This window comes from Fodinibacter luteus (genome assembly GCF_039541575.1).
GTDB lineage: Bacteria > Actinomycetota > Actinomycetes > Actinomycetales > Dermatophilaceae > Fodinibacter > Fodinibacter luteus.
On record NZ_BAABGM010000026.1, the window covers coordinates 20,500 to 44,108 of the forward strand.

The window sequence follows — 23,609 nt, forward strand, 5'->3', positions numbered from 1 at the left end:
AGTGCATCGCGCGGATCTGCCACGGGCAGCGCCCACGCTCAGACCGCGAGCGCCGATCCGAGACCACGGCCGATGGGTCCAACGCGCGATGCCGGCTCCCCAGCCACCGCGCCGACGCGCCGGAGCCGTCAAGCTGCAGCGCCCGACCGGACGAACGACCTCGACGGCAAACAGGCGCCGGCGCACACTCCAAGACGCCGACCCCGACCCCTTGGCAACAGAACGGGAGCCGCAGTGACGCAACTGTCACCAGCATTCAACGATTCGCCGAGGGCCAGTCAGCCGTCTGACCTATGTCTGATGCTTCGGTCCCTTGGGGCCGTGGTGGCCCGGGGCTGCCGGGTCCACCTGAACGTGCGCGGCGATGTCCTGCCGCTCCGTGACGAAGTAGAACTGTCCACCGGTGTCGTTCAACACGACTTGTCCGCCGTCACGGAACATGTGGGCCAGCGCCGTCAGTTCCTGCGCCGTGACGAAGATCTGGTGGGCTGAGCTGTCACCCTCCAGGCCGTAGTAGAGAAACCCCTGCTTGTCCACGATGTTGAATCCGAGCGAGTACCAGGTGATGTTGGTGGTCGGCATGACGCCTCCTTCAGGGGTACATCCGGATTACCCTCACGCTAGACCCGCCCAGCGAAGTCGGCATCCGGCGGCGGGCCGGCCGGCAACGTCTGCTCGGCATGGCGTCGGGCCGCATGCGGCGCAGTGAGTCCGACTGTGGTCAGGCCCCGCCCGCTGGCGGCTTGTGACGCGGATGGGTTCGACGGCGCTCCCTCCGCCGCCACCACCGGCAGCGGCGGTGTGCCTTCCACGCGCCTGTCTGCCGGGGAGCCAGCCGACGCACTTGGCCCGTACCGATCGCGTCCAGGAAGACCAATCCTTCTTACGCTGGACGGATGGACTTTGGGGTGGTGGTGATCACCGGCGGTATCCTGATCGGCGGCTTCGCACTTGGCATGCTGTTGAGCGTGCTGCGACCGTGCGACGACGAGGCAGCGGCGGCGCACCGTCACCTGGCAAGGCGGGCCCTAGTGTGGCTCCCGGACGGACCCCAGTCGAACCAGGTCCCCGAACAGCCGAAATCCGGCTCCGGCTTGCCCCGGTAGTGGTGAACCCGCAAGGGCCGTCACCGGGACTCGTGGGTGGCGCAGACCCGGTTCGAGGTCGCCGTCGACCGCATCGATACCCAGTAGGCGTCGATCACACGCCCGTCGAGACAACTTCCTGCCCAAGGTACTGGCCAACCACACCTTCGATGCCAACACCGTGCTGGTCGGCCACTCCGGCGGGGCAGCGCTGCTGCTGGCGCTCCTTGAGCACATCGACACCAGGGTGGGTCAGGCCATCCTCGTCGCCGGGTAGTGCACCCCGCCCACCACCACTGAGGACGAACCCGTGCTCCAGCAGGACTACGACTGGGCGGCGATCCGGGCCCATGTGCGTGACCTGTACTTCATCAACCCGCGAGGACCCGTACGGCTGCGACGACATGCAAGGTCGGGCCATGTTCGACCGGCTCGGCGGCACCCAGATCGTCCGCGACGACGGCCACTTCGGAGACATCGACCAGCCCTATGAGTCGTCCGAACTCCTCGACCGGCTGATCGACTGACCCCTGCGCGCCTGTGGCGGGAAGGCCCGCGTTGACCGGGCCTTTCCGTCATGGGCCGTTCAGCTTGTGGTTGTCACGTGCCCACTGGCTGGAAGTAGTTCGCGGCCCCGTAGTTGGCCACGTTCCGGCCGAGCAACTGGCCGGCGACGTCCCCACTGCGGTAGTGCAGGCCAGCCCAGATCCGTGCCTCGATGAGCTCGGACAGCGGCTGCGAGAACGTGTCGAACGTACGCACAGCAGGTCCTCCGGGGTTCGCGAAGGTGCTCGTGACCTCGAACGGCCCACCCACCGGGTCATCGCCGAAGAACATCCGCAGCACGGTGATGTGTGCGGCGTCGAGGCAGTTGTGGCCTGAGGTCCACTCGGGATACGGGGCAGTGATCAGCGCCGTCCAGTCCCCGTCGGGTTCCGTGTCGGGGTTGTCGTCCGCCAGCGCTCGTGGAATCGCGTTCCACGGCCGCCAGAAGTCGAAGTGGTACTTGTCGTTCCAGCAGTTGATCGCCGCGTCCGCGCCGCTGAGGCTCTGCAGCGCTAGGAGCCTGGCGCTGTCGGCGGCGTCGAGACCGGTGCGTGCGATCAGCTGCCGGGCGACCTCGTTCCAGCTGTGAACCGGGGCGCTCTGCCACCACTTGGCCCTGTACGTCTGCTCCTCAGTGCGGGTGGAGCCGGTGGCCCGGCCCAGGGCCTTGACCTCGTTGAACTCCGCCGCCCACTGGGCGCTGTCGAGCGCCGGCGGTGGCGCCGAGCGGAACTGCGAGGAGCTCTGGATCAGGAACGGCCTCACGTTGCCCGCCCACGGGGTCGGGTCAAGAGCCGGCACGCCGCCAGGCGCGAGCGGCTGCCAGTGCCCGGGTGCGGGGTCCGACACCCACGCAGACGGCCCGAACCGCCCATCGCCCTCCCTCGCCTCGAGCATTGCCCTCGCCGCTGCGTGCCCCACCGTGATGCCCTGCCTCCTGAACGAGCTGTCGTCGATCGCATCGAGCGAGGCTGCGTACGCGGTGGCCAGGGCGCTCAGCAGCCCGGCGCGACCGGGGAAGGGTGCCCTTTCCGGTGCCGTCGTGACGAGCCCGGCGAGCACGTCGTAGGCGGCTGTTGCGACGGCGGCGTCGATGGACGCCCTGGCGCCGGTGCGCGTGTCGAGCAGGTACGGGCGGTGCTCCTTCGGCCCGATCGCGTTGACCGCGTCGTACACCGCGCCTTGGACCATGCCCATGTTGATCGAGAACGCCGGCGGGGCGCCTCCGTTGGGTCCCGGGACGGCGCCGAGCGTCGTCGCCGCAACCTGGTTCCAATGAGTCACCTCGCTGGCATCGGTCCCCACGGGTGGGGCCGCCGTCGCGCTGGACACACCGAGTGCGCCCAAGAGCGCGCCCACGGCCACCGTGATGACCGCGACAGATCGACTACGTAACATGGTTCTCTCCTTGCCTGGGATCGGCCCGGAGCTCGTTGGTCACGTCGTGTCGTGTCGTGTCGCGTCGCGTCGAATCGTCAGGAGGACCATCGGTGCGGCCCGACTGCCGAGCAGCAGCCGCATCCATCCAGTGGGGCACTCGGCCGGCGGCCCGTCCATAGCCCAACTGAGCCATTGCGCCAGGCGGGTCCACCCCCTCGTCACCACAGCGAACGACCCCGCGCCCGACATCCACACCACAGGACGACCCCGAGCTCACCTCGCCAAACCCCGCGGCGACAGGCGGCTGCTAGTGACGAAGGTCGGGGGGTCGCCCTCGAGCCGATGCGCGCGCGATCCGGTGGTGACAGGGGAGCCGACCACGAAGCAGGCAACAAGCATTGAACGCCCGGGGTTGAGTTCTCCTGTCCCGGTTCGGGACCTGGTCAAGCAGGGCGGCAAACCAGGAGCCGGAAGGGGGCGGAGCCCTGCATGGTGCGTTGCTCGACCGAAAGGCCGGCCGTCGCGAGTGCAGCCACGACGTCGCTCACGGGCCGCACCGTGAAGGTGTACTTGGTGAACGCCTGCCGTGACATCCATTCCGGGTCGGCGATCCCCAGGACCCCTCTCCCTGAGGGTGCAAGCACTCGGCGCAGCTCGGCGAAGGCCGATGGCAGGTCCTGGACGAAATAGACGGTGTTGACGCTGATCCACCCATCCAGGGCACCATCCGTGAAGGGCAGCGACTCCATCCCCGCCTCGTGCAATGCCAGGCGCCCGGCTGCTACCTGCTCGCGGTGCGCCTTACGTGCCCGGTCCAGCATGTCCTTCGACGGCTCGATGCCGTGGACCCGCCCGCCGTCGCGGGTTTGGTCGAGCAACAGGTCGAGCCCAAGGCCGCCGCCGAAGCCGATGTCCGCGACCTCCTCCGATCCGGTCAGGTCCAAGGCCCCGACGGCGGCCGTGATCTCCGTCCCGTTTCCCTTGTCGAGCATCCGCGCCACCAGTGGGCTCAGCGGACCCGACGGCCCGCCGAGCTGGCGACTGAGCGTGCGGAGCAGGACGTCAGGTACGGGGAGCCTCGGCATGGTCCGAACTATCGCAGGAGCGCCTCGGCGGGACCAGGCGGCGGGACCAACCTGCACCTGTCACCGACGACGCACGACGTCCCGCTTGTTCGGCACCTCGCAGGGAGCCGCGGACCTGGTCCGGTAGATGCTCAGTCGTTCACGTATCCATTGCAGTTGGCGAGGTCACCTGCCGTCCCCTGGACGAAGATGACCGCCTCCCCCTGTCGGGTTCCAGGCTGGCCAAGGTGGACATTGACGTGCAGCGGGTGCCGGCGGTTCTCCGGGAACCCGTCGGCATGGGGCAGCTGGACATACTTCTCGCCGCCGTTGGCAGCGAGCACGACACACTTGCCGTTGCCGAGGACCCTGACGTGCGTGTGGTCAGCGTGGGCGGCGCTGGCGCCGACGACCATCACAAGCGCGGAGAGAGCGACGCTGGCACAGATGCGGGGGATACTCATAGCGGTCCTTTCGCGGACCAGGTCGCCCGAGGGGCCAGATGGTGCCCGGCGCCTGGATTCTTGATGGTCCACCCGCGCAGGACCGACCACAAGCCTTCGCGGAAGCGGCTCCCGGGACTCGCCTGGAGCGACGCCGGGTGAGGCTGCGCCCTCGCGCCACACGTCGAGTTGGCGTAACACGCAACAATCCAGCGCGCTCCACGCCCAGCTGCCCGCGCTGTGACGCACCGCGGCGGCGTCGCGGTTCATGGGGCTCGGGCGGTTGGATCGCGGGAGGCGCTGCGCGCCCGCCGTGACCGCTCGGCCGTCAGGCTGCTTGGGTCGGAGTCCACACCATGGTCTGCTGGTGCACCCGCTGGCCCTTGTAGCGCACGCCCGGAACGAGCGGGGTGGGGCCGTGCGCGATGAAGCCGGACTTCTCGAAGAACCGTGTTGCGCGGGTGTTCTCGACCAGGGTCTGGAGGTGGCAGCCGGGCGAGCCAGCACGGGTGAGCCACTGTTGCCAGCTGGCCATCAGGTCGTGGGCGGCGCCCGTCCCACGGGCTTGGAGAGCAAGGTTGATGTGCAGGTGCGCGGGCCAGCGGCGGTCCACAGCCTCACCTGAGGCGACCTCACCGCCGCGCACCTTGGCCTGGAGCACGTCGACCGTGGACCGGAGGAAGAACGGCGCGGACCGGGGCCGGAGCATGACTTTGTGACGGGTGATTGCCTGGGTGATCCGCTCGTCCTCACTGCCCAGCAGTGCGGTGTCGGGGCACCCGGTGAGGTATCCGACCAGCTCCCCGTCGGCCTCGGCGAGGAAGAGGGTGTCCGGGCAGCTGTCGATGTACGGGTCGAGGTACACCATGCGCTCGGATGCCGCGTGCCGCCACAACTCGCCCGTGGGCGAGTCGGCGCCGGCCCTCGTGAACAGGTCCACGAGGGCGTCCCGGTCGGCCGGCGTGTAGGTCCGGATCATCGTGTGCACCCTACGACCAGACAGGCCCGCGCTCCCACAGGTCAAGGCCGGCGAGGCCGGCGGTCAGGCTGCGCCCCAGGATGACCTTGTGGGGCGGACCGACGTGGTGGCCTGTCGGGCCACTGCGGCCACGCTCTCGGGCATGGGCAGGTAGTGAGCTGCCGTGTAGCGGTGCTCGTCGCCGGTGAGCACCCACACCGACCCGCGTCGGCTGCCGACCCCCGGGTGGAGCCTGATGCGGTCGCGATCCATGAGGTGTCGCAGCACGGCGCTGATGACGTCTTCGTGGGTGCACACGACGCTGCCCGTGCCGCGAGCCCGTTCGATGACGTCGAGAGCCTCCAGGGGGCTGTCGTCGGTCAGGCGCGGCGAGACCTCGACGGAGAGGGACTGTCGCTCGGCGAGGGGAACGACGGCGTCCACGCAGCGCCGCGAGGGGGCGGAGAGCACCCGGTCGACCTCGAACAGGGAGGCTAGGCCAGCCAGGGACCGAGCGACGCGTTCGCCCTCGGCGGTCAGGGGCCGCGTGGCGTCGTGGTGCGCCCATCGTTCCCGCGGGGTCGCCGAGGCCCCTCGAACGAGCAGGACCGGCCGGAGCCGGGGGCCGGAAGGCACCCCGAGCTCGCTGTGCAACCTCGCGGCGAGGGCGAGGGGGACGGCCCGTTCGCGAGGCTTGGTGAGGGTGAGGGCGGCTTCGGCCAGGCCCAACCACCGAACCGCGTCGACCTCACTGTCGGACCGGAAGGTGTGCGACGTCGGCGTCGCAGCCCAGAAGTGCGCGGTCTTGGCTTCGCCGGAACGGGTCAGGTAGTGCAGGCTGGGCAGTGCCCAGCTCAACTGGCAGCTGATCCCGGTCTCCTCGCGCAGCTCCCGCACGGCGCAGGCGCGAGCCGACTCGCCAGGCTGCGTGTTGCCCTTGGCGATGGCCCAGTCCTGTTGCTTGCGACGGTGCACGAGCAGCACCTCGGGGTTGTCGTCGCACCCGAGCCGCCACGGCAGCACGCCGGCGCTGACCCTGGGGAACGAGGCAATCATGCGCTGGCCTCCCTGCCGGTGGGAAGCACCCTCAGCGAGGAGCGGGCTTCGTTCGGGGTGACGTGCTGGAGGTAGTCGAGGCGGCTGTAGAGCCCACCAGCACGGATGAGGTCCGCATGGCGCCCGGACTCGACGATGCGGCCGTGGTCGACGACGTAGATCCTGTCGGCACGGCGCAGCGTGGCCAGCCGGTGCGCGATGACGAAGACCGTGCGCCCGGCCATGAGCCGGTCCAGGCCGCGCATGACGTACTGCTCGGAGATGGCGTCCAGGCCCGAGGTGGGTTCGTCGAGGATGACGATCGGGGTGTCTCGCACGAGTGCGCGCGCGATCGCGATCCGCTGTCGCTGGCCACCGGACAGGCTCACGCCGCGCTCGGCCACAGGGGTGTCGTAGCCCAGGGGGAGAGCGCGCACGAACTCGTCGACGTGGGCGGCGCGGGCGGCAGCGATGACCTGTTGACGGGTCGCACCGTCCGCCCCGTACGCGATGTTGTCGAAGATGGTGCCGCCGAAGAGGACGGCATCCTGCAGCACGAGAGAGACCTGACTGCGAACGGTGGCGAGCTGCAGGTCCCGGACATCCACGCCGTCGAGCAGGACGGCGCCCTGGGTGACGTCGTAGAGGCGGGGGATCAGGCTGATGATGGAGGACTTCCCGGCGCCGGTCGGTCCGGTGATGGCCACCATCTCTCCGGGTGCGGCGTACAGGTCGATACCGCTGAGCACGGTGCTGTCCGGGGAGTAGCCGAAGCCGACACCCCGGAGCTCGACGGCGCCGGTGAGCGCCGGCGCCGGGCGAGCCGACGGACGATCCACGACCAAGGGCGCCGTGTCGAGGATCTCGCTGAGCCGTTCGGCGCTGGCCTGCCCCCGGCTGATGATGGTGGTCAGCTTGGCCAGGGCCTTCATCGGGTCGTACAGGGCCTTGAGGTAGGCCAGGAACACCAGCATCAGCCCCAGGCTCATGGTTCCGGCGAGCACGCGCTGCGCGCCGACCCACAGCACCAGCACGGTGCCCCCGGCGATGATCACGTCGACCAGCGGCGAGAGCGCGGACTGGAGCCGGACGACTCGAAGGCCGGCATCCATGCGAGCGAGGTTCCGATGGCGGAACCCCGCCTCGTGACGGCTCTCCGTGTTGTAGCTCTGCATGACCCGAACCGAGGAGAACGTCTCGCTCACCGTGGAGGCGATGTCGCTGTCCATGGACCGCGCGGCCCGAGAGGCCGCCTTGATCCGACGCCGGTAGAAGACGACGGTGGCGAAGAGCAGGGGCGCAACGGCCAAGGCGATGAAGGCGAACGCCGGATCCACGACGAAGCAGATCGTCGTGATGAACCCGAGGACAAGGGCGTTGGGAACCAGCACCGACAGCACGGACACGAGCAGGCCCTGGACGTAGTCCACGTCCGTCGTGGTGCGGGTCAGCAGGTCACCGAGTCGCTGCCGGTCATGAAAGGACAGCGACAGGCGCTGCAGGTGGGTGAAGACCTCAGCCCTGATGGCGGCCGTCACCCGCTCGCCGACACCGCCCAGGAACCGACTGCCCCAGTAGGCCGCCGCGGCATTGAGCAGGGTGAACGCGACCAGTGCAGCCAGGCACGCAGCCAGCAGCGTCGGGCGGTCCAGGGTCGTCAGTCCGAGGCGGGCCAGCAGTGAGTCACCCTCGAGGACCGCCGGCCGTTTGAGGACGTCGTCCACGATCACCTTCAGCGGCCACGGAAGGGCGACCTGCATCGCTGCGACGAGCGCGACGAGCGCCGAGCCGGCGACCAGCGCACGGAGGTGCGGAGACGTGGCCCGCCGGAATCTCCAACACGTTCGCAGCACGTAGCCTCCCCACCCAGCCGTCACACGGTCAGGGCGCCACCCGCACCAGGCACCGGCCCGACCATCCATGCGAGAACCTACTCAGCAGGCCGGTCGACGGACATTCCTGCGGCAATCAGCAGCCGTTCGGCCATCAGCGGCTCGTCCGTTCGGCCACGCGCGCCCCCGCGCGTCGTGGGTCGCTAAGCTGGCCGCGGGCGACCCCGGGGATGCTGAGGGCTCCCACCACCTGCTGGATCGTGACGCCACGGGTCACTGCACCGCAGGGCGAGCCGCACTGACGCCTCCTGACCGTCAGTCGCATGCGCTGACGCGCCAGAGCGAGGCCGAACCCCCCCGCGCCACCTCGGTGAAGCCGTCGTGACCCGCGACCGCGAGGCCGCGGTAGCGCGCACGCCTGGGGTCGTCCGCCCAGAACGAACCGGGCCCGACGAGCACGTGCGTCACCCGAAGGCGACCCAGCGCCGCGCACACCGCCGGGGTCCTCGCCACCGCCGACAGCGAGGTGGCCAGCAGGGTGCGGTCGGCGCCCCAGTCGCCGACGAGGTGGGGAAAGACGGGCTCGCGTCCGCCGAGCGCCCCGGTGAGGGCCGCACCGTCCCACGGGCTGCCGACGACCCGCTCCCCCTCCGGCACGAGCCTCGGCAGGCTCTCGACGAGCCCTCGCTCCGATGGGCCGAGCATGGCGTCGGGGGCGTACCACCAGTGCACCACCCGGGTGGTGTCGGCGGTGGACAGCCCTCCGGTCGCGACCACGGTCACCACGAGCAGGGCCGTCGCGGCCGCACCGACGTGCGCCGAGCGGCCCGGCCAGCGCACGACCGTGGCCACCCGCCGTGCGAGCGCCTCGAGACCCACTGCGGCGAGCGGCACCCCGGCCACGCCGGCGAGCGCCGCGAGACGGAAAGGGTCGTCCCACCATGCCCCGCTCACCAGGCGTGAGAGCCTGCCGTCGCTGCCGGCGACGAGCACGAAGAGGGCCCCGGCGGTGACGTGCACGGCGAGCAGCCAGCGCAGGCCCGCTCGTCGCCAGGCGACGACGCACCCGAGCAGCGCCAGGGCGGCGACGACCAGCGGCACCGGTACCCGCTGCGGGGCGAGCGCCAGCCACTCCCCCACCGCCTGCGGCAGCCGCTGGCGGGCCGGCCACGAGGTGTCGCGCTGCGCGTCGAACACCGCCGACAGCAGGACGAGCCAGACGATGCTCGCCGAGGCCGCGAGCGTCATCAGCCGCCAGCGCGGGCCGCGCCACCAGGTGCCGACCACGAGCGCCGGTGTGGTGAGCACGAGCAGCGACACCACGGCATTCGGATGGGCCAGTGCCAGACCCGCCACCGCCCCCGCGAGGAGCAGGGTGCCCCCGACCACCGGGGCCGACCGCTGCGGGCCGAGCCCGCCGAGGTCGGCGACGAGCGCGAGCACCGCCGGCAGCAGTGCCGTCGCGAGGGCGTTGGGCCAGAGCGTGCCGTAGGCCGTGAGCAGCACCGGGGACGCGGCCACCCCCGCCGCCAGCACCCCGGCACCCGCCACCACGACCGGGCGCGGGCCGGCGGCGACCCGGGCCAGGCCGACGCAGCCCAGCGGCCAGGCGACCGCGACCGTGACGAGGGCGACGGCGTTGGCGGCCACGGGGACCGGCGTCCCCGTCATCGACACGACGAGGGCGACCAGGTCGTGCCACGCCGCCGGGTAGAACCCGTGGCTGCGCTCCGGGGCGACGAGCACCCCGAGGGTCAGCGCGGACCCGTCGCCGGTGCGCAGGACGTGGTCGACGGCCGCGAGGTGGAAGACCGCGTCGAAGGTCTGCGGCCACCGGTCGGGCGCGCCCATGCCCCCGGCGACCCCGACGGCCAGCGCGACGGCGCCCACCGCCGCGCCGGCGAGACCAGCGACCACGGCACCGTGCTCCACCGCACCGTGTTCCACCGCACCGTGTTCCGCGGCACCGTGACCCATGGCGGGGGGCGGGACGCGCGGGGATGCCGCGAGGTGCCGGCCGAGCAGGCGCCCGCCGAGAACCACGGCCGCCGCCGTCAGGGTGGCCGCCGCGAGCGGCACGGGGCCGAACGGCATCCCGAGGGTCGAGGCGCCGACCGCGGCCCCGGCGGCGGCCGCGACGGACAGGACCGGCGCCAGGGCCACCCTGAGCAGGCCGCGCACCCCCGCCGCGGCGACGACCAGCCCGCCGGGCACGAGCAGCACGACGAGGGCGGCACCCAAAGGGGGCGCCGCATCGGCCCAGGTCACAGGGTGACCCGGAGGTGGGCCACGGCCTCCGTCACCGGTGCGTCGGCGACCACCCGACCCCCCTGGAGCACGACGCCGCGGCTGCACAACCGCTCCATGAGGGGCAGGTCGTGGCTCACGACGACGAGGGTGCGCCCCTCGGCCGACAGCTGCTCGACGCGGCGCAGGCACTTGTCGCGGAAGGCCTCGTCTCCGACGGCGAGGATCTCGTCGACGAGGAAGACGTCCGGCTCGGTGTGCACGGCCACGGCGAAGGCGAGCCGCAGGAACATGCCCGAGGAGTAGAAGCGCACCTGGGTGTCCAGGAAGGGGCCGATGTCCGCGAAGTCGACGATCTCGTCGAAGCGCTCGGCGACCTGCGCCGGGCGCATGCCGAGGATGGAGGCGTTGAGGTGGACGTTCTCCCGCCCGGTGAGGTCGGGGTGGAAGCCGGCACCCACCTCGAGCAGGCCCGCCAGCCGGCCGCGCACGCGCACCCGGCCGGTGTCGGGGGCCATGACGCCCGCGACGAGCTTGAGCAGCGTCGACTTGCCCGAGCCGTTGCGCCCGAGGAGCGCGACCGACTCTCCCTGCCGGATCTCGAGGTCGAGCGGGGACAGCGCGGCGAAGTCCTCGTGCCGGGCCCGGCCCTGCACGGCCCACACGACCGACTCCTTGAGGGAGTGGGTGTGGCGCAGCCGGAAGTGCTTCGAGGCGTTCTCCAGGGAGACGGCTGTGCAGCGGTCGGCCACCTGGCTCAGAGCTCCTGCGCGAAGCGGCCGGACATCCGCCGGAACACGCGCTGGCCGACGAGGACGAGCAGGGCCGCGACCGCGAAGGCGAAGACCGTCCGCGCCGCGAGGTCCGGGGCCGTCCGTGCGAGGTTGCCCGGTGACGCCGTGGCCCACGTGCCCCGGTGGACGAGCTCGACCGCGACGGTGAGCGGGTTGAGCTGGTAGGCCGTGAACAGCCACGAGTCCGCGCCGAGGAGGTCGGCGACGAGCTGCCACGGGTAGAGCACCGGGCTCGTCCACACGAGCACGGTCAGGACGAGGTCGACGACGTTCTCCACGTCGCGGTACAGCACGTCGAGCGCCGAGAGCAGCAGCCCGAGACCGAGCGCGAGCACCCCGACGAGAAGGAGGCCGGCGGCGAGCGCGAGGAGGCCCACGGCATCCGGCCGCCACCCCGCGACCAGCGTCCCGACGACGAGCACGACGAGCTGCGGCACGAGGTGCACCGCGGCGACGCACCCGCTCGCGACGGGGAAGAGCTCACGCGGGAGGAAGATCTTGCGCACCAGCTCGCCGTTGGCGACGACCGAGCGGGTGGCGTTGCCCACCGCCTCCGAGAACGTCGTGACGACGACGAGGCCGCCGAACAGGTAGACCGCGTAGTCGCCGATCGCGGTCTGCCGCAGGACGAGACCCAGCCCGACGAAGTAGACGGCGAACTGCACGGCCGGCTTGACGTAGGACCAGCCCAGCCCGAGCACCGACGCGCGGTAGCGCACGCGCAGCTCCTTGCGCACGAGCATGGCGAGCAGGTGCCGACGGTCGACCACCTCCCGCAGGCCACCACCCGTGCCCTGGACGACGAGCCCGTCGTCGATGTCCGTCGTCGTCACGCCGAGCGGTCCCCGCCGAGCCCGAGGGTGCGGCGCCACGCGTCCTCCCCCACGAGGGCGGGGGCGGCGTCCCGGTACGCGGCCGACAGCTCGGGCCAGCGGCGCAGCAGCTCGCGGTGGGCGCGCACGGCATCCGCCAGGGCCCGAGCGGCCACGGTCCGGTCGCGACGCAGCCACGCCAGCCCACCCCCGTCAGCGGTCGCGACGAGGGCCGAGTCGAGGCGCGAGAGGGTCCACCAGCCCGCGTCCACCGACGCCACCTCCCGCTCGGGGCCGTCCGCGCAGCCGGCAGGGACCGGCAGCAGCTGGTGCACGACGCCGGATGCCGTGGCACGCAGCGTCGCGATCCGGCTCACCGGCCGCTCGGCGTGCGGTTCCCTCCTGCGGGGCCGACCGGGGCGGACGGGCGCGAAGTCGCCGACGTCGGCGCGCACGTGCGCGTCGCCGTGCTGGGCACGAAGCGCACGCAGCTCCCCGAGCCGGTTCGCGAGCGAGGGGTGCAGGTCGTCCGGACCGGCGAGAACGTCGTCGACGGCCCGCACCCGCAGTGCGGCGGCGGAGTACTGCATCGCGAGGACGTGCTTGACCGAGATCGCCAGGCTCTCCGGCACGAGGCGACCACCACGCTCGAAGCGGGAGTGCACGAGGGCGGCGACGAGGCGGTTGCGGGCGTGGAAGTACGCCTGCCAGTCGACGCTGTCGTCCTTGTCCGTCCACGGCACGTGCCACACGGGGGCGCCGGGCAGCGAGACCGTGGGGTGGCCGGCCGCCGCGGCGCGCAGGCCGAACTCGGCGTCGTCCCACTTGATGAAGAACGGCATCGACAGCCCGACGTCGCGCAGCACCGCGGTGGGGATCAGGCACATCCACCACCCGGTGTAGTCCGCGTGGATGCGCCGGTGCATCCACGGCGTCGAGCGCAGGTTCCACCGGCCGAGGTCGTGGTCGTGCACCGACGGGGTCGCCGGCGCCCACCGGAACTGCCAGGGCCGCACGACCTCGGAGAACGCGTGCAGCACCGATCGCTCGTGCATCGAGAACATGTGCCCGCCCACGACGGTCGGCCGCGTCGTGTGCCGGGCGAAGGCCACCGCACGGGCGATGCCCTCCGGCTCGGCCACGACGTCGTCGTCGAGGAGCAGGACGTGGTCGGAGCGACCACCGTCGAGGGCCTCGAGCATGGCCCGCGAGAACCCGCCGGACCCGCCGAGGTTGGGCTGGCGCAGGACCCGCATCCGGTCGCCCAGGGCTGACCTGGCCGCGGCGAACCCGGGGTCGTCGGTGACGAGCTGGGTGCCCTGGTCGACGACGACGACCTCGTCGAGCACGTCGTCGAGCTCGGGGGCGCTGCCGAGCTGCGCAAGGAGCGACGAGCAGGATGCCGGCCGGTTGAAGGTGGTGACCCCGACCGTCACACCGCGCGCCGTGCCGCCACCGGCATCCGGGCGTGCGGGGACACACCACTGCGCCGCCTCGAGGACGAGGGCCTCGGCCCCGGCGACGAGGTCGAACCAGTACCACCCCCCGTCGACGAAGGTCGTGAGCGGCAGCACCACCTCGTGGCTCGTGGCGTCGTCGAGCCGGCAACTCGTGACCCGGGCCGAGGCGCCGCGCGCGGACGACCGGTAGACGACGAGGGTGCCCGGGCCGCTCGTGCGCACCCGCAGGGTCACCTCCCGCACGGGGGTGAACCGTCGCCAGTACGACGCAGGGAAGGCGTTGACGTAGGTGGCGAAGGACGAGCGGCCACCGGCGTCCAGCCGGTAGGACGAGCGGCCGAGGACCTGGTCGGGGTGCTGGTCCGACGGCAGGGTCAGGGTCGGGAGGTCATCGTCGACCCGCGGCTCGGGGACATGCGCCCCGTCGACGTAGAGGGGCAGGACGTCCGGGTCCTTCGCGACCGGGAGCACGACGCGGGCGACGACCTCGAGCGCGGTGAGGTCTCCTCCGGCGCCCTCCGCCGGGCCGAGCGCCGGGCGCTCGTCGAGGGCCGTCATCGGGCGCCCACGCCGCTCGGGTGGCCCGCGGCGAGGAGGCCGTCGAGGTCGTTGTCGACGAAGGTCAGCGCCGACGCGATCGCCATGTGCATGTCGAGGTACTGGTACGTGCCGAGACGGCCCCCGAAGGCCACCCCGAGGCCCCCTTCGAGCCGGGCGAGCTCGCGGTACGCCCCGAGCCGCGTGCGGTCGGCCGGCGCGTTCACCGGGTAGTACGGCTCGTCACCCGCGTCGGCGAAGCGACTGCGCTCGCGGACCACGACGGTGCGGTCGCTCGGGTAGTCGCGCTCGGGGTGGAAGTGGCGGAACTCGAGCACCCGGGTGTGGGGCACGTCCTCGTCGGCAAGGTTGAGCACCGCCGTGCCCTGGTGGTCCCCCACGTCGAGGACCTCCTGCTCGAAGTCGAGGGTGCGCCAGCCGAGCGCCCCGTGCGCCTCGTCGAAGTAGCGGTCGACCGGCCCGGTGTAGACCACGGGCGCCTGCCCCACGACGGCGCCGCGCGACAGCTCGTGCCCGTCGTCGAGGAAGTCGGTCCCGAGCCGCACCGTGATCCGCGGGTGGTCGGCCATCCGGGTCAGCCAGGCCGCGTACCCGTCGACCGGCAGGCCCTCCCACCGGTCGCTGAAGTAGCGGTTGTCGTAGGTGTAGCGCACCGGGAGCCGGGTGATCACCTCGGCCGGCAGCTCGGTCGGGTCGGTCTGCCACTGCTTGGCGGTGTACCCCCGCACGAACGCCTCGTAGAGCGGCCGGCCGATGAGCGAGATGGCCTTCTGCTCCAGGTTCGCCGGGTCCCCGGTGAGCTCGGCGGCGTGGGCGGCGACGAGCGCGCGCGCCTCGCCGGGACCCATGGCCGAGCGGAAGAACTGGTTGACCGTGCCGAGGTTGATGGGCATCGGGTAGACCTCGCCGCGGTGCACCGTCCAGACCCGGTGGACGTAGTCGGTGAACGCGGTGAACCGGTTGACGTACCCCCACACCCGCTCGTTGCTCGTGTGGAACAGATGGGCGCCGTAGCGGTGCACCTCGATGCCGGTCGTCGGCTCGACCTCGCTCCAGGCGTTGCCGCCGATGTGGTCGCGCCGGTCGAGCACGACGACGTCGAGGCCGCGCGCGGCGGCGCGCTCGGCGACGGTGAGCCCGAAGAGCCCGGACCCGACGACGACGAGGTCGGCCCGCATCACGCCTCCTCCCGGTCGACCGAGCGGGTCACCGGCGCCGACGGCGCCACGTGGTCCGTCGGCGCGACCTGGGCGGCTGGCGTCACGGGCGGACCAGCCCGTCCCGCCGACGGGTGCCGGTGCCACGGTGGCGCGACCGGGACGTTCACCGTGGCGTCGACGGGGACGCTCACGGTGAACGTGCGGCGGTACGCCCGGCGGCGCAGCGCCGACGGCACGAGCCGGTAGCCACCGCGCACCGTGACGTTGCGCAGGCCCTGACCCACCGTGGTGAACCCCTCGGCGTGCAGCCTGCGCTGGAGTCGCACCTCCGACCGCAGCTGCCGCAGACCGCCCTTGCGCTCGTAGGCGCCGGCGTCGGTCCGGTAGCGCACGAGGGGGTCGGAGAGGTTCACGACCCGGGCGCCGTTCGCGATCATCCGGGTGAACACCCAGTAGTCCTCCATGAACGGCAGCTCGCGGTAGCCCCCCGCGGAGAGCACCGCGGCACGCCGGTAGACGACCGTCGGGTGGTTGAACGGGTTGCGCCAGCGGGCGGTCGCGGAGATCTCGTCGGCCCCGGTGGGGGGCACGCGCAGCACCCCGGCGTGCTGACGCCCGTCCCCCTCGAACTCGAGGACGGCCGCTCCCACGAGGTCCGCACCGGCCTCGATCTCGGGCAGCTGGACGAGGAACCGGTGGGGCAGGCTGATGTCGTCGGCGTCCATCCGGGCGATGACGTCGTGCGAGCAGGCGGCGAGCCCGCACTGGAGCGCCTGCGCGAGGCCCACGTTGTGCGACAGGCGAAGTCGGCGCACCGGCACCGGTGAGCCGGACTCGAGGCGTTCCAGCGCCGAGGCGAGGTCCGGGCCGACGTGCCCGTCCTGGACCACGACCACCTCGTCCGGGCGCCGTAGCTGCTCGTCGACGGTGCTGCGGAAGGCGGTCTCGAGGTGACCCGGGTCGTCGCCCCGGTACACGGGGAGCAGGAGGGAGAAGCGGGTGCTCACGTCGAGGACGCTAGGGACACGGCACGACCTGGTGGTGAACGCGCCGCGTCCCTCACGTGACGCCCTGGTGAGGCCCCCACGACGCGCCACCCGGCCCGCCACCGGTCGGCTCCCGCCCGTTCACCCGTGGGATGCCGACCCGCCCGCCGGCGACCGTAACGTCGTCGGCGTGACCCCTTCCTCGTCTCGTGTCGTGTGCGTCGTCGTCACCCGCGACCGCCCCGAGACCCTCGCCCGCTGCCTCGCCGCCCTCGCCGGGCAGTCGCGGCGGCCCGACCACCTCGTCCTCGTCGACAACGGGCCCGACGACCGCACCCGCGCGCTCCTGCGCTCGACCCCGATCCCCCACACCTACCTGCCCTCGAGCACCAACCTGGGGGGCGCTGGGGGGTTCGCGTACGGCATCCTCACGGCCCGCGCCATGGGCGCGGACTGGGTCTGGCTCGCCGACGACGACGGGCTGCCGGGCAGCGACCGCACCCTCGTCACGCTGCTGCGCTGCGCCGAGGACAAGGCGCTCGACGAGGTGTCACCGCTCGTCCTCGACCTCGCGGACCCGCAGCGCCTCGCCTTCCCCCTCCGGCGCGGTCTCACCTGGGCCCGGACCCGGGCCGACCTCGGTGGGCGGCGCTTCGTGCCGGGAGTCGCTCAGCTCTTCAACGGCGCCCTGTTCTCGGCCCGGGCCCTGGACACCGTGGGGGTCCCGGACCCTCGGCTGTTCGTCCGGGGCGACGAGGTGGAGGTGCACCGGCGGATGGTGCGCAGCGGGCTGAGGTTCGGCACCTGCGTCCTCGCGTCGTACCGGCACCCGTCCGGAGCGGCCGACTTCGTGCCGATCCTCGCCGGCAGGGTGCCGGTCTACGCGCCGGTCGACCGCGCCCGCGCGGCCACGGCGTACCGGAACCAGGGCTACCTCACAGGACAACCGGGGATGCGGTGGCGCCGCTGGCCGGACGAGGCCCGGTACGCGTGGTACTTCCTCGCCCAGCAACGCGACGTCGCCGGCTGGCTCCACTGGCAGAGCCGCACCGCCGAGGGCCGCCGGGAACGGTTCACCGCCTGACCTGGCCGCCGGGCCCACCTGCAACGCCGAGGTGCCCGGCGACGACCGGCGGTCCCGGATCGGGTTCCGGCCACGCCCCGGCTGCCATGAGCCGATCGCTGAGCGCCGACGACAAGGTCGCGCCGAACGATCGCGTCAGGTGGTTGTCGTCGAGGTAGACCCACACGTTCCCGACCGACGGCACGCACACGCCCTCGGGACAGATGAGGTCGGTCAGGTCGATCGAGGTGAAGCCGTCCACCCCCACCAGGGCGTCCGCAGGGCTGGACGGGGCGAGCTTCTGCGCGACCCGTGGCGAACAGTCCCGATCGCCGTTCTCGAGCACACAGGCGGCCACCGCATACGTGAACCGCGGGTTGTCGCGCAGGCCCACGACGGGGACGCCGTGCATGGTCAGCTCCCGGACCACCTCGGCGTAGCCCGGTACCAACCGCTCGCCCGTCGTCGTGGGGTGGGCGGCGGTGGACACCGTGACGACGAGGTCGACGGGGCGCTGACGCAGGTAGGCCGTTGCGGCGAGGTTGAAGTCCGCGCAGCCCCCGGTCCTCGTGGACGCGGCCCCGAACGAACAGCCGCCCTCGAGCAGGGCGACGACCCGCCAGCCGTGTTCCTCCGCGATGGGCCGCACGGCCGCGAGCCACTGCTCGGCGTGGGAGTCACCGACGACGACGACCGACGCGGTGGGCGTGCCAGCGGGCTCGAGCTGGGTGCAGGCGGAGCCGAGCCGGGCGTCGGACCAGTCTCCTCGGCACGGCCCTGGCAGCGACGCCCACTCACGACGCAGGGCCGTGACGGCCGGCAACCGATCCTCGGGGGCCACGGCCGCGACCTGCAGGCCCTCGTGGACCGCCCGCGCCCCGGGGTAGCCCGGCACCTCGGCTCCGGCCGAGAGCTCGGCACCGCGGCGGGCCTGCCCGTCGAGCCGCACGATGCCGGCGACGGACACCGTCGCGACGGCCGCGGCCGTCCCGAGGACGAGTCCTGCCGAGCGCCACGGCGCGTCCCGCAGCCAGGGCAGCGCCCGCACCGGCCGCTCGACCGCTCGAGACAGCAGCCACGCGAGAGCCAGCGACGCGACGACGACCACCGCTCCGTCGAGCATCCCCGCGCGTTCCCGACCCGACGTGGCCAGCCACAGCACGAGCACGGGCCAGTGCACGAGGTAGAGCGCGTAGGAGATGCCACCCAGGGTCACCAACGGGCTCGTGGCCAGCACCCGGCCGACGCCCCATCGCCCGGGCGCCGTTCCCGCGAGAATGATGGCCGAGGCACTGAGCAGTGGCCACAGGGCGGCCCATCCCGGGAAGGTGCCGGTGACGTCGAGCAGGAGCCCGCACGACACCAGTCCGGCTGCCCCGAGCCATCCGAGTGGGACGGCCACGGCCGCTGGCACCTGCACCCGGTGGACCACCAGGGCCAGCAGCCCGCCGAGCGCGAGCTCCCAGACTCGCGCGGCCCCGTCGAAGTAGGCGAAGGCCTGCCGGGTGGCGGTGCTGTGCACCGCCCACGCGAACGAGGTCAGCGCCACGGCACCCAGGCCCAGCCCGGCGAGCCCCCGCACCGTCAGCCACCCGGTGCGCCGGGCCAGCGCCGCGAGCGCCACGAGGAGCACCGGCCACAGGAGGAACGCCTGACCTTGCAGCGACAGCGACCACATGTGCTGAAGCGGGCTCGCCGACCCCTTGTCAGCGGCGTAGTAGTCGACCGCCCGAAGCGCCAGAACCCAGTTCTCGGTGTAGGTCATCGACCCCACCGCGTCGACGAGCAGCCCTCGCCACCGGACCGCCGGCAGCAGCACCACCCCGGCAAGGACCGTAGCAGCCACGACCACGCCCGCCGTCGGCACGAGGCGGTGGAACACCCTCAGCCAGTGGCGCGCCACACTGACCCGCTCCCCGGCATCCAGGCGTCGCACGAGTCCCCCGGTCAGGAAGAAGGCCGACACCAGGAGGAACACGTCGACCCCACCCGAGACCCGGCCGAGCCACACGTGGTAGGTCACGACGAGCAGGACGGCGACGGCCCTCAGGCCCTCGACGTCACCGCGTCGGGCAGTGGGCGGCTCACGCACCGGAGCAGTACAGGGCACGGAGGTGGCCGGAACCCCACCATCACATGACCCCAGGGTGAGCATCCAGGTCGACCCGCCACCCATGACGCCGTCGGGAGGCCGGTGGCCCGCGTCGCTGCGGCGGATGTCAGGTCCCGATGACCCCGCCGTCGTCCTTGGTGACGATCACGGTGGCGGAGCGGGGGGTGCTGATGCCGTCGAGGCGCGGCCACGTGCTGCCGCCCCCGTCGCCGGGGTGCTGGATGTTGACGAACATCGTCCGCTGGTCGGGGGTGGTGACCACGCCGGTGACCTCACAGTTGACGACCCCGGTCAGGAAGCGGCGGATCTCCGGCACGTCGGCCGCGTCGGTGCGGTGGGGGTTCGCGGCGAGCATCTGGTCGTTGGCCCCGGTCGGCTGGGTGCCGTCGGTCTGGATCCACACCCGCCCGTCCGGGTCGGCCCAGAGCCCGTCGGGCGAGCCGAAGGCGTCCTCGTCGGCGAGGGTGGAGCCGTCGCCGCTGCTGCGGCCCTGGCCCGCGAGGAGGAAGAGGTCCCACTCGAAGGTCGTGGCGGCGTGGTCGCCACCAGCCTCCTGCCAACGGATGATGTGACCCCACGGGTTGGGCTTCCGCGGGTTCGCCGCGTTCTCGACCTTGGCGCTGCTGGTGTTGTTGGTCAGGGTCAGGTAGACCATCCCGGTGGTGGGGTCGACGGTGGCCCACTCGGGCCGGTCCATCCGGGTGGCGCCCAGCGCCGAGGCGGCCAGGCGGGTCCTGACGAGCACGTCACCCTGGTCGGTGAAGCCGTTGGCCTCGGTGAGCGGGCCCTGGCCGTGGACCAGCGGCAGCCAGTGCCCGGAGCCGTCGTCGTCGAACCTCGCGACGTAGAGGGTGCCCTCATCCAGGGGGCTGCGTCCGCGGGCCCGGAGCGACTGCCAGCTGCCGGAGCTGACGAACTTGTACATGTACTCGTTCACCTGGTCGTCGCCGGTGTAGACCACCACGCGGCCGCCCTTGGTGACATGGACGAAGGCGCCCTCGTGCTTGACCCGCCCCAGAGCGGTGCGCTTGACCGGGGTGGAGCCCGGGTCGAACGGGTCGATCTCGACGACCCACCCGAACCGGTTGGGCTCGTTCGCCTCGTCCGGCGTGACGACGAAGCGCTCGTCGTTGGTGGCCCAGAGGTTGCGGTCCCCGCCGACGCCGTACCGGCTGCTGAGCGCCGCCTGCTCCGGGCTGTACGCACCCGGCTCGACCCGGAAGTACCCGTTGAAGTTCTCCTCGCACGTCAGGTAGGTGCCCCAGGGCGTGACGCCGTGCGAGCAGTTGTTGACCGTCCCCAGCGGCCGGATCCCGTCCGGGTCCGCCGTGGTGCGCAGGAGGGCGTGCCCGGCGGCCGGCCCGGCGAAGGACATCGGGGTGGTGGCAGTGATGCGACGGTTCAGGCGCGATCGGGCGACCGCCCACCGGCCGCCCTCGCCCCGGTGGATCTCCACGACGGAGACGCCGTGGGCGGCCTGGGACCTGCGGACCATCTCCAGCGTCCAGTCCGCCGCCGGCGGCATGGTCGCGGTGCCGGTCTGCAGGTAGGCCTCGTCGGTGTACTCGTGGTTCAGGACCAGCAGGCCACGCTCGTTGCCTCCCGGTCCCCGCTCGAGCGGAAAGTAGTGCATCCCGTCGTGGTGCATGCCGACCTGCTGCTCCTGCTCGGCAGCGGTGTTGCCGCCCGGGACGAACTGGGGGAACGAGCCGGTGATCGGCGTCCCCCAGGGGAGGAATGCCGTCGCGGTGTACCCCACCGGAACGCGGATCTCGTCGGCCGTGCTGAGTGGCACCGGCGTGAAACCGAGCAGATCTGCGGCGCGCGGCACCGCGCGACCGGGTGCCGCGGAGGCTGCCGGGGCTTCGGCGAGGCTCGTGGTGAGGAACCCGGCCGCGACGGCCATGCCACCGGTCAGCGCCGCCCTGCGCGACAACCGGCTCTGCACCACCTCGGCGAAGGAGGTAGCGGTGGACGGGTTGCTGCTGACGTCGGCGGGGTCGAGGTCCATGGGTGCTCCAAGGTCGGGGTCTGTCGAGGGACAGTGGGGATGATCGGTCGTGACGCACGCTAGGTCTCGGCACCGGACGCCCCGGCAAAGCCCACATGAACAACGGTCGACGACAAGGCCATCCTCCGGCGTCGTCGGGGCCAGTGGGGCAGCGCACCTGCTGCACGGGATCCAGGTGAAGCGAGACGGAACACTCGGTGAACTCGGCCTCGTCGCGCTTGTGGCCATCCGGGGTCCCGGCGAGGCTGACCGGGGTGACGCCGATTCCTGCCGACCGGCACGACCGGTCCGTGAACGCACCGCCGGACCCGATGTCGACCCAGCACACGTCGGAGCCCGGCGCCGTGATCCAGGCACGCAGGGTGAGTGTGTGGACCGGCCGGTACGACATCACCGTCGAGGGGCACCACGTGGCGACCTGGGAGAAGTCGGGGTTCACGACGGGCGGAACGCTGGACTGGGACTACCGGCGCTACCAGGTACGGGCCAGCCTGACCGGCGGGACAGCCAGCATGACCGCGCCCGGCGGACACAGCGTCGCCACGGCGCACGACGTGGGCCGCCGCTCCTGGACCGTCGAAGCGGACGGGAGCACGTACGAGTTCAGGCGCGCCGGGCCTGGAGGAGAGGTTGCGCGTCAACGGCCGGCGCGTCGGCTCCGTCAAGCGCACCAGCGTCCTGCGCGGCGATGCCGAGGCGGACCTGCCCGGCCTCCCGATGCCCGTTCAGCTCTTCGCCCTCGTGCTGGTCCTCACCATGTGGGACGCCACGGCCGCCTGGTGAGGATGTGGTGGATCGAGTCCGCTCCCGACCTCGACCTGGCATGGTCGCGGCAAGGCTCCAGGCGCTGGTGGCCGGCCTGCGATGATGCCGACATGAGCGAGCTCGTGCGCGGTACGCGGCGTTCTCGGATCGCCCCGATGGTGGCAACCCCGCCGGGGTCGTGCTCGATGCGGCCGGGCTGAGTGACGAACGGATGCTCGCGATCGCTGCCGAGCTGGGCTACAGCGAGACTGCCTTTCTGGTCGGCACCGGCATCCGCTACTTCTCGCCGCTGGCCGAGGTCCCGTTCTGTGGGCACGCCACGATCGCCACCGCGGTGGCGCTGGCCGAGCGCGACGGCCCCGGCGAGGTCGTCCTGGACACGGCCAGCGGTCCGGTGCCGATCGCCACCCGGCGGGATGCTGATGGGCGCATCCTGGCAACGCTCACGAGCGTGCCGGCGCGGATCTCGCAGATCGCACCGGGGGACCTCGCGGAGCTGGTCGCGTCACTTCGCTGGAGCGCCACCGACCTCGACCCCGCGCTGCCGCCCCGCGTCGGCTACGCCGGTGCCCGGCATCCCGTGATCGCCGCGGCCACCCGCCAGCGCCTGGCCGCACTCGACTACGACTACGACCGCCTGGCGACACTGATGGCCGCGCGGGCCTGGACGACGATCCAGCTGGTCTGGCGCGAGACCGAGACACTCTTCCACTCCCGCAACCCCTTCCCGCCCGGTGGTGTCGTCGAGGACCCCGCGACCGGCGCCGCCGCCGCTGCGCTCGGCGCCTACCTGCGCGATCTCGAGCTCGTGCCACTCCCCGCCACCGTCACCGTCCACCAGGGGGACGATCTCGGACGACCCGGACGCATCGACGTGTACATCCGGGCTGACAGAGCCGAGATCGAGGTCACCGGCACCGCCGTCGCGATCGGATGAACCGCAGCCCGGGTGCGGCGCTCGACCTCCACAGCATGCGTCACCTGCACTGACTCGGGTGGCCCTGCACGGCCAGGGTGGCGCGGGCACCCGCTCGAAGGACTAGTCCTCGCCGTCCGCGTCGTCCTGCTGGGTCGCCTTCCTCCGCTCGAGGCGCCAGTGGGTCTCGCCCGTCGTCGGGTGACGCCACTCACGAATCCGGTACTCGAACCCCGGGAGCAGCACGATCGGGATCGGCTCCGGCGACGCCGGGGCCACCGCCCCCACGACGATCCTGGTGTCCGCAGGGATGAACGGGGACTGCGCCGGAATCGGTGCCGTCCTGATCTCCACCGGGTCTCCATAGGGCCGTGCCACGCC

At 72.2% G+C, this 23,609-nt stretch carries 20 protein-coding genes and 1 pseudogene; 4 read left to right on the forward strand and 17 right to left on the reverse strand.

Annotated elements, in window-relative coordinates; genetic code table 11:
- Window positions 1-291 precede the first annotated feature (291 nt).
- Window positions 292-582, reverse strand: coding sequence for a hypothetical protein (locus ABD899_RS17835; RefSeq protein ID WP_345208545.1), 291 nt, complete (start codon window positions 580-582; stop codon window positions 292-294).
- A 314-nt stretch (window positions 583-896) separates the two neighbouring features.
- On the opposite strand from ABD899_RS17835, the gene ABD899_RS17840 reads away from it, so the two are divergent.
- Window positions 897-1,106, forward strand: coding sequence for a hypothetical protein (locus ABD899_RS17840; RefSeq protein WP_345208547.1), 210 nt, complete (start codon window positions 897-899; stop codon window positions 1,104-1,106).
- A 94-nt stretch (window positions 1,107-1,200) separates the two neighbouring features.
- On the opposite strand, the gene ABD899_RS17845 is transcribed toward ABD899_RS17840, so the two are convergent.
- From ABD899_RS17845 to ABD899_RS17905, 13 genes are all read right to left on the reverse strand, one after another.
- Window positions 1,201-1,491 (reverse strand): hypothetical protein, encoded by a 291-nt coding sequence (locus ABD899_RS17845; protein ID WP_345208549.1) that lies wholly within the window; start codon window positions 1,489-1,491, stop codon window positions 1,201-1,203.
- 194 nt (window positions 1,492-1,685) lie between these two features.
- A complete protein-coding gene (locus tag ABD899_RS17850) occupies window positions 1,686-3,029 on the reverse strand; it encodes a vanadium-dependent haloperoxidase (protein WP_345208551.1) in 1,344 nt (447 codons plus the stop codon).
- A gap of 425 nt (window positions 3,030-3,454) precedes the next feature.
- Entirely contained in the window at window positions 3,455-4,096 is a 642-nt protein-coding gene (locus ABD899_RS17855) for a class I SAM-dependent methyltransferase (protein WP_345208553.1), read from the reverse strand.
- 131 nt (window positions 4,097-4,227) lie between these two features.
- Entirely contained in the window at window positions 4,228-4,539 is a 312-nt protein-coding gene (locus tag ABD899_RS17860) for a hypothetical protein (protein WP_345208555.1), read from the reverse strand.
- 307 nt (window positions 4,540-4,846) lie between these two features.
- The gene (locus ABD899_RS17865; RefSeq protein WP_345208557.1) at window positions 4,847-5,497 is read right to left on the reverse strand and encodes a GNAT family N-acetyltransferase; all 651 of its coding nucleotides are present in this window, start codon (window positions 5,495-5,497) and stop codon (window positions 4,847-4,849) included.
- A 63-nt stretch (window positions 5,498-5,560) separates the two neighbouring features.
- Entirely contained in the window at window positions 5,561-6,532 is a 972-nt protein-coding gene (locus tag ABD899_RS17870; RefSeq protein WP_345208559.1) for an NUDIX hydrolase, read from the reverse strand.
- Window positions 6,529-8,433, reverse strand: coding sequence for an ABC transporter ATP-binding protein (locus ABD899_RS17875; RefSeq protein ID WP_345208561.1), 1,905 nt, complete (start codon window positions 8,431-8,433; stop codon window positions 6,529-6,531). Before ABD899_RS17875 ends, ABD899_RS17870 begins: the two co-directional genes overlap by 4 nt.
- 225 nt (window positions 8,434-8,658) lie before the next feature.
- Window positions 8,659-10,611 (reverse strand): DUF6541 family protein, encoded by a 1,953-nt coding sequence (locus tag ABD899_RS17880; RefSeq protein WP_345208563.1) that lies wholly within the window; start codon window positions 10,609-10,611, stop codon window positions 8,659-8,661.
- Window positions 10,608-11,342 carry an ABC transporter ATP-binding protein gene (locus ABD899_RS17885; RefSeq protein ID WP_345208565.1) on the reverse strand — a complete coding sequence of 245 codons (735 nt, stop codon included), beginning with the start codon at window positions 11,340-11,342 and terminating at the stop codon, window positions 10,608-10,610. The genes ABD899_RS17880 and ABD899_RS17885 overlap by 4 nt, the downstream gene beginning before the upstream one ends.
- A 5-nt stretch (window positions 11,343-11,347) precedes the next feature.
- Window positions 11,348-12,217 carry an ABC transporter permease gene (locus tag ABD899_RS17890; RefSeq protein ID WP_345208566.1) on the reverse strand — a complete coding sequence of 290 codons (870 nt, stop codon included), beginning with the start codon at window positions 12,215-12,217 and terminating at the stop codon, window positions 11,348-11,350.
- Window positions 12,214-14,214, reverse strand: a complete 2,001-nt coding sequence (locus ABD899_RS17895) for a glycosyltransferase (protein WP_345208568.1) — start codon at window positions 14,212-14,214, stop codon at window positions 12,214-12,216. The genes ABD899_RS17890 and ABD899_RS17895 overlap by 4 nt, the downstream gene beginning before the upstream one ends.
- Window positions 14,211-15,392, reverse strand: coding sequence for a UDP-galactopyranose mutase (gene glf, locus ABD899_RS17900; protein ID WP_345208570.1), 1,182 nt, complete (start codon window positions 15,390-15,392; stop codon window positions 14,211-14,213). The genes ABD899_RS17895 and glf overlap by 4 nt, the downstream gene beginning before the upstream one ends.
- Window positions 15,392-16,381, reverse strand: a complete 990-nt coding sequence (locus ABD899_RS17905) for a glycosyltransferase (protein ID WP_345208572.1) — start codon at window positions 16,379-16,381, stop codon at window positions 15,392-15,394. Before ABD899_RS17905 ends, glf begins: the two co-directional genes overlap by 1 nt.
- Before the next feature lie 169 nt (window positions 16,382-16,550).
- Between ABD899_RS17905 and glfT1 the strand changes: the two genes are divergently transcribed.
- The gene (gene glfT1 / locus ABD899_RS17910) at window positions 16,551-17,444 is read left to right on the forward strand and encodes a galactofuranosyltransferase GlfT1 (RefSeq protein ID WP_345208574.1); all 894 of its coding nucleotides are present in this window, start codon (window positions 16,551-16,553) and stop codon (window positions 17,442-17,444) included.
- Here the strand turns inward: glfT1 and ABD899_RS17915 are convergent.
- The gene (locus ABD899_RS17915; protein ID WP_345208576.1) at window positions 17,434-19,515 is read right to left on the reverse strand and encodes an acyltransferase family protein; all 2,082 of its coding nucleotides are present in this window, start codon (window positions 19,513-19,515) and stop codon (window positions 17,434-17,436) included. The genes glfT1 and ABD899_RS17915 overlap by 11 nt on opposite strands.
- 127 nt (window positions 19,516-19,642) lie before the next feature.
- Window positions 19,643-21,547: a PhoX family protein gene (locus tag ABD899_RS17920; RefSeq protein WP_345208578.1), complete on the reverse strand. Its 1,905-nt coding sequence runs from the start codon at window positions 21,545-21,547 to the stop codon at window positions 19,643-19,645.
- Between the two features lie 630 nt (window positions 21,548-22,177).
- On the opposite strand from ABD899_RS17920, the gene ABD899_RS17925 reads away from it, so the two are divergent.
- Window positions 22,178-22,330: a hypothetical protein gene (locus ABD899_RS17925; protein WP_345208580.1), complete on the forward strand. Its 153-nt coding sequence runs from the start codon at window positions 22,178-22,180 to the stop codon at window positions 22,328-22,330.
- Window positions 22,331-22,451: 121 nt separating this feature from the next.
- A pseudogene (locus ABD899_RS17930) lies at window positions 22,452-23,249 on the forward strand (PhzF family phenazine biosynthesis protein); the annotation flags it as partial.
- A 102-nt stretch (window positions 23,250-23,351) separates the two neighbouring features.
- Here the strand turns inward: ABD899_RS17930 and ABD899_RS17935 are convergent.
- Window positions 23,352-23,606 (reverse strand): hypothetical protein, encoded by a 255-nt coding sequence (locus ABD899_RS17935; protein ID WP_345208581.1) that lies wholly within the window; start codon window positions 23,604-23,606, stop codon window positions 23,352-23,354.
- Window positions 23,607-23,609 lie beyond the last annotated feature (3 nt).

What these genes read in the sequence shown, in the direction of transcription:
- ABD899_RS17835 (WP_345208545.1), bottom strand. Translation starts at nt 582, where the DNA reads ATGCCGACCACCAACATCACCTGGTACTCGCTCGGATTCAACATCGTG.
- ABD899_RS17840 (WP_345208547.1), top strand. Translation starts at nt 897, where the DNA reads ATGGACTTTGGGGTGGTGGTGATCACCGGCGGTATCCTGATCGGCGGC.
- ABD899_RS17845 (WP_345208549.1), bottom strand. Translation starts at nt 1,491, where the DNA reads ATGTCGTCGCAGCCGTACGGGTCCTCGCGGGTTGATGAAGTACAGGTC.
- ABD899_RS17850 (WP_345208551.1), bottom strand. Translation starts at nt 3,029, where the DNA reads ATGTTACGTAGTCGATCTGTCGCGGTCATCACGGTGGCCGTGGGCGCG.
- ABD899_RS17855 (WP_345208553.1), bottom strand. Translation starts at nt 4,096, where the DNA reads ATGCCGAGGCTCCCCGTACCTGACGTCCTGCTCCGCACGCTCAGTCGC.
- ABD899_RS17860 (WP_345208555.1), bottom strand. Translation starts at nt 4,539, where the DNA reads ATGAGTATCCCCCGCATCTGTGCCAGCGTCGCTCTCTCCGCGCTTGTG.
- ABD899_RS17865 (WP_345208557.1), bottom strand. Translation starts at nt 5,497, where the DNA reads ATGATCCGGACCTACACGCCGGCCGACCGGGACGCCCTCGTGGACCTG.
- ABD899_RS17870 (WP_345208559.1), bottom strand. Translation starts at nt 6,532, where the DNA reads ATGATTGCCTCGTTCCCCAGGGTCAGCGCCGGCGTGCTGCCGTGGCGG.
- ABD899_RS17875 (WP_345208561.1), bottom strand. Translation starts at nt 8,433, where the DNA reads ATGGATGGTCGGGCCGGTGCCTGGTGCGGGTGGCGCCCTGACCGTGTG.
- ABD899_RS17895 (WP_345208568.1), bottom strand. Translation starts at nt 14,214, where the DNA reads ATGACGGCCCTCGACGAGCGCCCGGCGCTCGGCCCGGCGGAGGGCGCC.
- glf (WP_345208570.1), bottom strand. Translation starts at nt 15,392, where the DNA reads ATGCGGGCCGACCTCGTCGTCGTCGGGTCCGGGCTCTTCGGGCTCACC.
- ABD899_RS17920 (WP_345208578.1), bottom strand. Translation starts at nt 21,547, where the DNA reads ATGGACCTCGACCCCGCCGACGTCAGCAGCAACCCGTCCACCGCTACC.